This window comes from Microscilla marina ATCC 23134, assembly GCF_000169175.1.
GTDB classification, from domain to species: Bacteria; Bacteroidota; Bacteroidia; order Cytophagales; family Microscillaceae; genus Microscilla; species Microscilla marina.
Genome location: NZ_AAWS01000070.1, coordinates 1 through 12,173, shown reverse-complemented (window position 1 = coordinate 12,173; position 12,173 = coordinate 1). Strand labels below are relative to the sequence as shown.

General features: G+C 39.4%; 8 protein-coding genes. 3 read left to right on the top strand and 5 right to left on the bottom strand.

Features of this window, described 5'->3' with window-relative positions; translation table 11 throughout:
• Positions 1-648 precede the first annotated feature (648 nt).
• On the bottom strand, positions 649-3,300 hold the full coding sequence (alaS, locus tag M23134_RS34280) for an alanine--tRNA ligase (protein ID WP_002704854.1): 2,652 nt from the start codon (positions 3,298-3,300) through the stop codon (positions 649-651).
• A gap of 248 nt (positions 3,301-3,548) precedes the next feature.
• Between alaS and M23134_RS34275 the strand changes: the two genes are divergently transcribed.
• Both M23134_RS34275 and M23134_RS34270 read left to right on the top strand, forming a co-directional pair.
• Positions 3,549-4,529: a M23 family metallopeptidase gene (locus M23134_RS34275; protein WP_002704852.1), complete on the top strand. Its 981-nt coding sequence runs from the start codon at positions 3,549-3,551 to the stop codon at positions 4,527-4,529.
• Between the two features lie 123 nt (positions 4,530-4,652).
• Complete coding sequence (locus M23134_RS34270; RefSeq protein WP_002704850.1) at positions 4,653-6,155, top strand: APC family permease; 1,503 nt, start codon at positions 4,653-4,655, stop codon at positions 6,153-6,155.
• Between the two features lie 159 nt (positions 6,156-6,314).
• Here M23134_RS34270 and M23134_RS34265 read toward each other — a convergent pair whose 3' ends face one another.
• The 4 genes from M23134_RS34265 to M23134_RS34245 all read right to left on the bottom strand — a co-directional run bounded on the left by M23134_RS34265 (position 6,315) and on the right by M23134_RS34245 (position 11,750).
• Complete coding sequence (locus tag M23134_RS34265; RefSeq protein ID WP_002704848.1) at positions 6,315-7,154, bottom strand: universal stress protein; 840 nt, start codon at positions 7,152-7,154, stop codon at positions 6,315-6,317.
• 219 nt (positions 7,155-7,373) lie between these two features.
• The gene (locus tag M23134_RS34260) at positions 7,374-8,264 is read right to left on the bottom strand and encodes a 1,4-dihydroxy-2-naphthoate polyprenyltransferase (RefSeq protein WP_002704846.1); all 891 of its coding nucleotides are present in this window, start codon (positions 8,262-8,264) and stop codon (positions 7,374-7,376) included.
• A gap of 93 nt (positions 8,265-8,357) precedes the next feature.
• Positions 8,358-8,978 carry a glutathione peroxidase gene (locus M23134_RS34255; protein WP_002704844.1) on the bottom strand — a complete coding sequence of 207 codons (621 nt, stop codon included), beginning with the start codon at positions 8,976-8,978 and terminating at the stop codon, positions 8,358-8,360.
• Between the two features lie 1,128 nt (positions 8,979-10,106).
• Complete coding sequence (locus tag M23134_RS34245) at positions 10,107-11,750, bottom strand: RHS repeat-associated core domain-containing protein (RefSeq protein ID WP_002704840.1); 1,644 nt, start codon at positions 11,748-11,750, stop codon at positions 10,107-10,109.
• A gap of 114 nt (positions 11,751-11,864) precedes the next feature.
• Between M23134_RS34245 and M23134_RS41565 the strand changes: the two genes are divergently transcribed.
• Positions 11,865-12,011 (top strand): hypothetical protein, encoded by a 147-nt coding sequence (locus M23134_RS41565; protein WP_002704837.1) that lies wholly within the window; start codon positions 11,865-11,867, stop codon positions 12,009-12,011.
• Positions 12,012-12,173: the final 162 nt, after the last annotated feature.

Here is a 12,173-nt window from a genome sequence, read left to right as displayed (position 1 = left end):
AGTTTTGGATTCCTGTAATGATTTTTCAGTCAATTAATAATACTAAGTACACTGTAAAATAAATATCTTATGCTTTTTTCGGCTTCTTTTGCCCTCTGACTTCTCTTTACAAAAATCGCGTAGCTTTGGCTATGCTCTATTTGTAAAGATCGCCAGCAAACAAAATAAACTCGAACTAAATGACAACTTACTTATTTTACAATGTACTAAGTAACGGACAAAAAATAACTTCTCTATTTAGGAAATGATCTTTACCACCAATGCTTCGTTACCCCGGCAGTTCGCCGGAACTGTGAGTTTTTATTGTCCGTAGCACTGCTACGAACGCAAAAACCGATAGCTACGGCTTCGCTGTGCTGAGCTTTACCAAAGGCTAAATGCCTCGTCTTGGTAGCAAATTTCTATCTCCAAATGAATATTTTATTTTTCAACCATTACTAAAATAAAAGTTGAATAACGAGGGTTTGAAAATAAACTAATCTAAAAGGTAGGTTGTCGGTTTCCAGTTAAAACGAAGTTATGCCCCAATAATGTTGCTCAAATGCTTATAAAAAAAGGGCTTTAGGAGGTCTGTTTACTCAAGAAAAAAATTACTTGAATAGCTTGACCTCTTAAACCCCTCTATTGGTTACTTCTAAATTTGAGAAACTACGCCACAAACTCTTCGGCACGTTCCACTACTTTATCGAGTCCGGTCGCATCTTTGCCTCCAGCAGTTGCAAAGAAAGCTTGTCCACCACCACCGCCTTTGATCTCACGAGCAAGTTCTTTGACGATTTTGCCCGCATTAAGCGACTTTTCTTCTACCAGGTTGTCAGAAATCATTACGGCGATTTGGGGTTTGCCCTTAATATCGGAAGCCAGCACCATAAATAAGTTATCCTGGTTTTTACGTACGTCAAACGCCAGGTTTTTCAAGGCATCAGCAGAAGGTAAACTCACCTTTTGGGCAATAAAGTTGATGCCGTTGGTTTGTTTCACAGTATCGAGCAAGCCTTGCTTGAGCGCCTGTACTTGTTGGTTTTCCAATACCTCTATTTGTTTGCTCAAGTCTGTTTTTTCTTTGATAAGGCTTTCTATTGCTTTAGGCAAATCTTTAGGGTTTTTCAACAAGTCTTTTACCTGATTTACCAAAGCCACCTGGTTTTGCACATATTCTTCTGCCTTGGTAGCAGTTACTGCCTCTATGCGTCGCACCCCTGAAGCCACTGAAGCCTCAGTAATAATCTTAAAGAAACCAATCACCCCGGTACTTGGCACGTGACAACCACCGCATAATTCACGCGAGTAGTTTTCGTCAAAAGTAATGACCCTTACCGTATCGCCGTATTTTTCGCCAAACAAACCTGTAGCTCCTAAACTCTCGATGGCCTCTTTATAAGGTACAGCACGTCTTTCGTCCAGGGCAATATTTTCACGAATTTTCTCATTGACAATGCGCTCTACTTCTGCTATTTCCTCATCGGTCATTTTAGCGTTGTGCGAAAAGTCAAAGCGTAAAATAACGTCGTTTACCAACGACCCACGTTGCTCTACGTGTTGCCCCAATACCTGACGCAACGCCGAGTGTACCAAGTGAGTCGCACTGTGGTTGTTTTCGGTCAGGCGACGGCGTTGTTCTTTTACTTGAGCAAACACCTCTACCTGAGCCAAGTCAGCTATTTTGGTAAAATCATTCTTAGGACTGTAATGGATAATCAAGTCGTTTTCTTTCTTGGTATCAATCACAGGTACAGTTACCGTACCTGCTTCTGCCCTAAACTCAAGCGAACCAGTATCTCCTACTTGTCCTCCACTTTCGGCATAAAATGGCGTGGTTTCCAATACAATTTCGTATTGTTTTTTCTTCTTTACTTCTATTTCGCGGTAACGCAATACTTTAGTAAAGCTGGAAGTTTCGTCATAGCCGATAAACTCCGACTCGCCGCTGTTGAGCACAATCCAGTCTCCAGTAGACTTTTGGGCATCTTGCTGAGAACGTAATTTTTGTTTCTTTAATTCTTCTTTAAAGCCAGCTTCGTCTATACCCAAACCATTTTCGCTTGCTACCAGGTTGGTCAAATCAGACGGAAAGCCATAACGATCAGACAAAGTGAACACATCGATTCCGGCAATTTCTTTTTGCTGCTTTTCTTTGGTCTTCGCTACTACTTCATCCAATAGTTTCAAACCATTGGCAAGGGTACGCAAAAAACTTTTTTCTTCTTGTATAATAATATTACTTACATGCGCTTGTTGCTGCTTCAGCTCTGGGAAAACCTCGGCGAATTGCTCGCTTAGCATAGGCACTAGAGTATGTAAGAATGGCTCATTGAAGCCTAAGTAAGAGTAGCCATAACGTACTGCTCGGCGCAAAATACGGCGGATCACATACCCTGCCCCATTGTTGCCGGGCAACTGCCCATCGGTAATGGCAAAAGAAATGGCGCGAATGTGGTCAGCTATTACCCTTAGTGCAATATCAATCTTTTCTTCTTTGCCGTATTGGGTGCCTGCCACTTTAGCCAAATACTGAATCATTGGCTGAAACACGTCAGTGTCGTAGTTTGATTTTTTACCCTGAATAGCCATTGCCAAGCGTTCAAAGCCCATTCCTGTATCTACGTGTTTATCGGGCAAGTTTTGCAGCGACTTATTTGCCATGCGGTTGAACTGAATAAATACCAGGTTCCAGATTTCAACTACTTGCGGGTCGTCTTGGTTTACCAGCCCTTTGCCTGGTGTTTTAGCTATCTCGTTGGCGTCGCGCAAGTCTATGTGAATCTCAGAGCAAGGACCACAAGGACCAGTTTCGCCCATCTCCCAGAAGTTATCTTCCTTGGAGGCGTAAATGATGCGGTCTTCGTTGATATATTTTTTCCAAATATCAAAAGCCTCCTGATCGGGCTCCAGGCTGTCTCCTTTGTCGCCTTCAAACACTGTTACATACAAACGATCTTTGGGCAATTCAAATACTTCGGTTAGCAGCTCCCACGCCCAGGCAATGGCTTCTTTCTTAAAGTAGTCGCCAAACGACCAGTTGCCCAACATTTCGAACATAGTGTGGTGGTAGGTGTCGTGTCCTACCTCTTCCAGGTCATTATGTTTGCCCGATACCCTCAAACATTTCTGGGTGTCGGCCACACGTCGGTTTTCGGCAGTTTTGGTGCCTAAAAAGAAGTCTTTGAACTGGTTCATACCAGCATTGGTAAACATCAGAGTTGGGTCGTTTTTTACTACTAAAGGAGCCGAATCAACAATTTGATGCTGCTTTTCTCTGAAAAAATCCAGAAACTTTTGTCTTATGGTTTTGGAGTCCATCCGAAGTATAACTTGAATTTAATATTTTAATATTATTTATATTCCTACACAATTGATATATTTGCAGGGTTTGACAATATAATCTTTGTCAAAATGGATTGTTTTTTGCAAGTTTTGATTCAATTGCAAATTGTAAGATGCAAAGTTAAAAACAAATTTAGACTAACATCTTTTTATAAACAGAAAAAACTTTGCATTTTAAGGTAATGGCTCTCAAAGCTTCTTAAACAGACAAATTTAGAAATAGAATGGCTAGAGTAAAATACTATTATGATACTGATACCTGCAAGTATGAGCGGGTAAAGGTAAAAACTACCGACATTATTTTAAACCTTTTGGGTTTCCTTACTTTTTCTGTATTAATTGCCATTGGCTTTACTGCCATTTATGGGCAATACTACAAAAGCGACCAGGAAAAGGTACTACAAAGTGAAAACGAGAAACTCAAAGAGTTTTACGCCATCCTCAATAACCGCCTCGAGCAAGTAGACAAAACGCTTACATCGTTGCAAACCAGAGACAACAACGTATACCGCCTTATTTTTGAAGCCAACCCTATTCCTAATTCGGTGAGAATGGCGGGGGTAAAAAATGACAAGAGTTACGAAAAGATCTTAAAATCGGGGCTTGCCAAAGACAAAAAATCCCTCATTTCCAACACTTTCAAACGGGTAAATCAACTCAAAAGAAAGATGTATGTACAAACCAAGTCTTATGACGAAATCATAAAAATGGTCAAAGACAAATCTAAAATGTTATCGCACCTGCCAGCGATTCAACCCATCTCCAACAAACAACTTACCCGTCTTACTTCAGGTTTTGGTACCCGTATGCACCCTTTGTATAAGGTGGCACACTTTCACCCTGGTATCGACTTTGCTGCCCCTTATAACACTCCTATTTATGCTACTGCCGATGGCGTAGTAAAACGCTCGGAATATATGGGTGGTTATGGCAACACGGTAGACATAGACCACGGTTATAACTACGTAACCCGCTACGCGCATATGGCCAGCTTTAAGGTAAGACCTGGCGAAAAGGTAAAACGTGGACAATGCATAGGTTATGTGGGCAGCACAGGTTTTTCTACCGCGCCACACGTTCATTATGAAGTATTGAAAAACAACAAGCAAATAGATCCGGTATATTTCTTCTTCAATGACTTGACTCCAGAAGAGTACGAAAAGATTTTAAAACTTGCCTCTATAAAAAATCAGTCTTTATCATAGGTTTTACACAAAGTTTTTAGAAATTCACGACGCGAAACTATTTTTTATTCTAATACTTAAGTAAGCGAGTTTTTCGCTTACTTTTTTTTGTAATTTATCGAAACTACTTTTCAGAAGCATCTTATGTCGAAAAATCAGATAAGATCAGTAAGTTTTTATACTGCCATGGCCATTGTAGTGGCCAATATGGTAGGTGCCGGAGTTTTTACCAGTATTGGTTTTCAAGCAGCCGGATTTAAATTTGCCACCGCAAAAGGTGCTGAGTTTGCGCCTTACTTTCCTATATTAATGCTGTGGTTGGTAGGCGGTATTGTAGCCTTGTGTGGAGCCTTAAGCTATGGCGAACTTGCCGCTATGTTTCCCCGCTCTGGTGGCGAATACAACTACTTATCTAAAATATATCACCCCTCCTTTGGTTTTTTATCTGGTTGGGTATCGGCTACAGTAGGATTTTCGGCTCCAGTAGCACTTGCCTGTATGGCACTGGGCAAATACGTAGAAAGCGTGCTTCCAGGGGTCAATGGTACTGTAGTGGCCATTGGGGTGCTCTTACTCATTACAGCAGTCCACTCTTACGATGTCAAAACCGGGAGTTTGTTTCAACGGGTGTCTACTGTAGTCAAAGTAATTTTGATTGTAGGATTTATTTTTGGTGGTTTTTTCATCACCCCCTCCCCCGAAAAAATTAGTATTATCCCTAAAGAAGGCGACTGGACAATGATTTTTGGTTCTGCCTTTGCCATTAACCTTGCCTTTGTATCGTTTTCTTACTCTGGATGGAACGCCTCGGCTTATTTGTCTAACGAAATTGTAAACCCCAAACGAAACGTTCCTCGTTCGTTGCTTTTGGGTACCCTTGCAGTAACAGTAGCTTATATATTGCTTAACTATATCTTCTTATACACTGTGCCAGTAGGCGAACTGGCTGCCAAACAAATGGCTGATTTCAATACACCACTAGAAGTAGGTTATTTGTCGGCAGATAAAATATTTGGTACTGCCATAGGCAAAACAATGGGTTTGATGATTGCCTTATTACTTATTTCTTCTATCAGCGCCATGATATTTGCCGGACCTAGAGTAACTCAGGTAATGGGCGAAGATTTGCCATTGCTAAAAAAACTAGCCATAAGAAACAAAAAAGGCATTCCTGTATTGGCCATTTCATTGCAGTCTACCATTTCGCTCATTCTTATTCTTACCGCTTCGTTTAATACAGTATTATTTTATATCGCCTTTACGCTCGATATTTTCACTTTTTCTACTGTATTGGGCATATTTGTTATGCGTTCGCGCCGTGGTAAAATACGCGCCAGAATTAGTCAGATCAAAGCGTTGCTTCAAGACAACAACTTAAGTAATGAAGACCAGCGTGTATTAGAAACAGAACTCATAGAAAAACAAGGCATTGTAGCTCCTACTTATAGCACCTGGGGGTATCCTGTTACTCCTTTTATATTTTTGATGGCCACTGGTTGGACCATGTACTACTTATTAACCCAAAGAACCCAGGGATCGCTCATAGCACTGGCTACGGTGGCGTTGGGACTTATCATTTATTTTATAGATAAGAGCAATCGTCAGAACAAGGAAGAAGACAACCGCCCTGCCCGTATATTTGAATAAAATACTCAAACATTACTACATAAAACTAAAAAAGCCATCCTCAAAGGGTGGCTTTTTTAGTTTTAAACTTTTAGTGGCAACAAATAATTGCAATTCACTTATTATGAGTAACTTAATCGTGCTTATAGTTTATGCAAAAGCTACTCGTTACTGATTTATCTATTTGATACTAAAAGCCAATACAGGTTGTTTGGCGTGGTTTACAATATTTTCGGCAATACTACCAGAGAAAAAGTGTCTCCACCCCTTCCGCTGATGAGTAGCAACCGCTATCATATCTGCTCCAAAGTCTTCGGCAAAGTGTAAGATGCCCGACTCTTCGTTGGCTTCAGAATAGGTGTGGAAAGTATAATTTTTAAGTTGGGCTTTTTCTACAAAGTTGTTTTTCAATGCCTCAATCTCGCGGGTAGTAGCAAATACCGAAGGAGTAATCACGTACAACAAGTGAATATGGGCGTCAAATACTTTTTGAAATGCCTGCAACTTGTTAATAGAAAGAAGTTGTTCTTCCTTAAGACTAGTAGCAAACACAATGTTGTTGCCCTGAAACCTATCAGAGTGGCTACGCACAGTAAGCACTGGACAAGTAGCGGTACGTACAATTTTTTCAGTGTTTGAACCAATCAATATCTCATCTAAACCACTAGCTCCCTGAGTTCCCATCACTACCAGGTCAATCTGTTCTTTTACTACAGTTTCGCTAATGCATTTGTAAATGTTGCCCAATACTACTTTGGTACGACGGTCAGTATTTGCAAATTCAATATCACTTACCAATTTACGCATTCTACCTTCGGCATTCTCAATAAGGTATTGTACATATTTTTGCTCTATGTTTTCGTCATCGTTCTGACCAATGGTGGGTTGGAAAGACTTTGGAGGGTCAATTACAGTCATTAAAATAATTTCACAACCAGACTTATGCGCTATTTGGTTAGCTACTAATAAAGCGTTTTTTGCCTGCTCGGAGAAATCGGTTGGCACAAGTATTTTCTTCATGAGCTTTACTTATTTTGGTAATGTAATTTTGATTTACAAATAATTTTTATTGGTAAAGGTATTAAAAATATGAATACGTATGTATGATTTTTATCAGGTAAGTAATAACAAGCCCTGAGTTATTAGCCAAAATCAGGGCTAACCTACTCATAATGAATTAATTGAGTTGACTGATTCGTGGTGTTTTATTATGGATTATTGCTAAAAAAATCATAGTTTTTAGAGCAATTGGCCTATGCCAAAGGTAAGTACAAAAATAAGGGTAGTGAGTGCCATTTGTTTGAGATATGGGTCTAATTGGGCAGCTTCTTTTTTTTGATATACGGCCTTGGCGTTGATAAACAAAAGGGGCAATATGATAAGAAATATAAGCTGGTAAGCACTTTGGTAGTACATCAACACATACGCCAGCGAGCACCCTACTCCAGTAATAAGCAAACCCCAATGATAAACCACGGCTTTTTGCCTGCCAATACGCACTGGAATAGATTTTTTACCGGCTTTTTTATCCGATTCAATGTCTCTGATGTTGTTTACGTTTAACACGGCAGTAGCAAAAAGACCACAACTGGTGGCAGGCAACAAAAGTTGCCATTGAAACTGTTGGGCGTGTAAATAAAACGTGCCTAACACTGCCACCCAACCAAAAAATATAATGACTGAGATATCGCCTAAACCCGCATAACCATAAGGCTTTTTGCCTGCGGTATAGGTTACCGCAGCAATGATAGACAAGACTCCTAAACCCAAAAAAAATAAAAAGGTTTGCATAGAATTGATGGCAACGTATAACAACCATACCCCACATACAAGAGATAAAATACCCAACACAACCATTGCCCTAAACATTGCTTGTCGCGATATTTTGCCCGATTGTACGGCTCTTTTGGGGCCTTCACGGTCAACACTGTCTGCTCCATGAATACTATCTCCGTAGTCGTTGGCAAGGTTAGAGAGTATTTGCAAAAAAATGGTAGTAAATGCTGCCAGCAAAAATATTTTAAGGCTAAAAAGCTGATAGGCTCCTGCCAAAAAACTCCCCATACCTATGCTTGCCAGCGCCAAAGGCAAGGTGCGCAGGCGAAATGCTGAAATCCAGTGCTTTATCATTTTGTATATAAAGTAAAAATGCCAATCAGATGGCTTCAAAAAGCAATCTGTTGGCATTGTCGTATTTTATGCTGTTTTTTGTTATCAATCGGGTTATTTGGCTTCAATTGCTCCCAACAACTCTTTGCCCATAGGATCAACCGATGATGGGTAAAACTTTATCACTTTCCCTTTTTCATCTACCAGGTATTTGCAAAAGTTCCAATTGGGTGTTTTACCCGACTCTTTTTGCAACCACTGATACAATGGGTGTTGATCGCTGCCTTTTACAGATATTTTGGTAAACATTTGAAAAGAAACTCCATAGTTTTTTTGGCAAAATTTAGCAATCTGCTCATTACTACCGGGTTCCTGTGCACCAAAATTGTTTGCGGGAAAGCCCAAAACTACCAGTTTGTCGCCGTGTTTTTCGTGAAGTTCTTGTAAGGGTTTGTATTGTGGAGTGAAGCCGCATTCGGATGCAACATTTACAATAAGTATTTTTTTGCCTTTATATTTAGAGAAGTCTATGGATGTTTTACCATCTAGGGCTTTTATTTTGAAGTTGTAAAACGAGCTTTCAATGTTAGCTTCTGTCATACTTCCTTGAATTATTGGTTGTTTTTCCTTTGTATTATTACTAGCCTTTGTTTTTTTCATTGCTTGTTTATCGTCGTAAGAACTAAAAGTAAACCACGACAATATCAACAATGCAGTAGCAGTAAGTAATCTCATTTTAAATCAGCTTTTGTTAAACAAAACAGCGTATTTATTGTAGCATAACCTTAGGTTAATTGAAGTGCTACCTCAATATTTCGTATTTCAAACATAGATATTATATATCTAAAAAGCAATAATACCTGATACAAATGCACTACAACAAATACTTATAGAGAGTAGATTTATCACACTAAATATACTGTTTTCACCTAAAAAAAGGTCTAATACCAAACATTTACTCAGTATATTTCATTTTTTCAGAACAATAAATTTACTCTCTTTTTCAATTAAAGTTGGTACACTATCTCACGTTATATAGCAAGCATTTGTTTTGTCAAGTGTAACTTTATAACATTCTATACAAAATGAACTGCACCTGATACCCTTTCCACGAGAGTAATTTTGTCTGTAAATACAACTAATGGGCAAATATATGGCGAAACGCTTTTTAGTAATTAAAAAAAATCTATACTAAAAATTAGTACAGGGTTTGTTTTGTTTACTTTTTTATTGATGACCATCCAAAGTACATCAAGGCTACAAAAATACACACAAAAATCAACTTCTACAACTCATAACCTCCTCTTTTTCAGTTCATAAGAAATAAAAAAGCCTGATTCAAATGAATGAATCAGGCTTTGGTTTTGGTGTGTTATTTAACTTTTCTAGTTTATTTCAAAAGGCTTAAAAGTACTTAAATCACTACAAGTCAAGATATATAATTGGCGCTTAACTTTACCTTATTAAGTTTTATTATCTCTTCAAAATCAGCTCTAAACTTTGGAGACATCTCAAAAACTTTAAACCTTCCATTATGTAAAACCAATGTCACCTTCAAATTATTTACTAATGATGATTCCGTTATTTCGACCTCTTGGATTTTTTTATATGAAATCGTTATATCATACTTCCAAAATACTAGTGGATTTAATAGTTTGATAGCATTCCTACCAATAATTATTGTAAGATAACCAGCAGTGCTAAAAACATAAATTATTAAGAGAAAAAATACACTAACATAAAAAGCAGTATCGATTGTAAATATTCCAAATAGAATAAATAAAAAAACCCCAATGATAAGAAGTAGGATAGGTATCCAAAAGAATCTCCAGTTACTAATCTTAAAACCTTTCATATTACTTATTATTTCTTGCTACCTTCAATGAGCTCCTTTATAACCTTGTAACCTTGTTTAGCCTTTAATACTGTAACGGTACTAGCCCCTGCTAAAGGTTTCGCCACATCTTTAAGACCTTTTCCTGCTTTTAACCCTCTCATTACTTTAAGACCACCATCAACTCCTCTACTGGCTCCCAAAACAAAACTAAAGCCTTGATATGTATAGTAACCAGTTTTTTCGCTCTTACCCAAACCTTTTGCACCATGTTCAAAAGCTGACCTAATAAAACTATTATGATCACCGTCTCTATATTGACCTAGCATTTTACCAACCATAATGTATGCAGTGGATTGTGCTGCATCACCAGTAACTAACGCTGCAGTACCAGTCCAAACTCCTGTTAAACCAACACTTGCAACTGTAGCTGTAGTATTCAAAACAAATAGCAAACTATTTCCACCTAAATCAACCACATCCCAGAAAAACTCTCCAACTGATTCATATCCCCTAGGTTTTACAGCCAACTGGCTTAGTAGTTCGGTTGGTATAGCATCAGGAGTTAACCTTTTAGAAGTTAAAGTCTCATCATATCCAACATCCCAAATATTCCCACCATTATGGCTACTTCTTTTAAGATACTTTACAACAGTGGTATTTTGATAGCGAGACTTGGCTAACTCGGTTACACTTATACTAGCAATGTTACCAGTCTTCCACTTATCAAACTCTTCCTGTATATCTAGAAATTTCTCTTTCCCCTTTGTGCGTATTAGATCTCTTTTCATCCAGGAAATACCTCCATCGGGTATTTTGACACCCCTAAGAGATAATATCCTAGCCAAGGTACTCTTGATAATTTCAGTATCTTTTGTATTAAGAGCTTCTTGATATAAATTACCCCAATGCTGTGAGTAAATTTTTATGTAAAACTCTGCTCCTTCCAAATCTATTCCGTGGATTGGCTTATTCTCTGCAAAAGCATACGTACTATTCCAAGGGAATTCAGACGCCAAAGGATCCACACTCAAAAACTTTCCAATCGCCGGGTTATACAAACGGAAACCATAATCTTGAATCAGTTTCCCCCACTCCTGGTCGTTTTCCTTTCCGTTAAATCCATACCTATAGTCCCCAAAATCAGTCTTATTCAGAGCAATTCCGGTAACCTCCAACGAACTTCCGATATTCGGCGTCGGATCATTCAGGTGAAATAAAATTTTGGTAGTATCACCCGTGGCAAGGTAACGAAGCTTGAAGTTTCCAGCGGTTTTGTAAACTTCTTCTTTAATGATTTGGTCAGTCGCGGCATCTTTGATCGTTACTTTCAGTTCGTTGTCGCTCGAACTCAAACTATCCAGGGCAACATCAAAGCTCACCTCGTAAGTCTTCAAAGGTGTAGAAGCGTAATCCTTTCCAAACACCCATTTGGCGGAGTCTGGTTCGTAGTCCAGGCTGACCTTAAGTTCGGTCTCCAGACCAATGCTTCCCATCCATCCAGTCATCTCATAAATACCCCAACCATCCGGCAAGTCCACCGGAATCAACATCGGGTCAATCTCGTCGCCGGGCTGCTCCATCCCAAACGGATAGTAGTTCTTAAACGTCCGAACATTGGCGTACTCCAAAAAGCTTCCTCCGTCCTCCAAATAACGTTTTTGATCCGTCACTACACTTCTGACGTTAGTGAGGTGGTCTTTAAGTTCTGCGCACCTAAATAGCCTAAGATCAAATAGTTACGTACATTCTCATTTCCTAACTAATGTCAAAATCCGCATTCATTCATGCACGATAAAAACAAAGAACGTCGCCCCGCAAAAACCACGGGCGCAGCCAAAAATACAACTTATAATCTTCAGAAGAAAATAAAATTACCCAGGGCGTTTGGGAAAGTGAGCGCGCAGATGAACGCAGGAGGCACGACTAAGTGAAGCGGCGCAAACACTGCGCGTAAGCCAGCGGGGAGACGACCAGGCAAAAACACTTTCATGACCACAACCCGAAGCTTTCTAACCGCGCGTTGGGGCCCGCCCGTGTTCACAGCCGAGCCCAAAGGAGTGGCGGTTTTCGCGGGTAAGCTTGCGCGACGACGA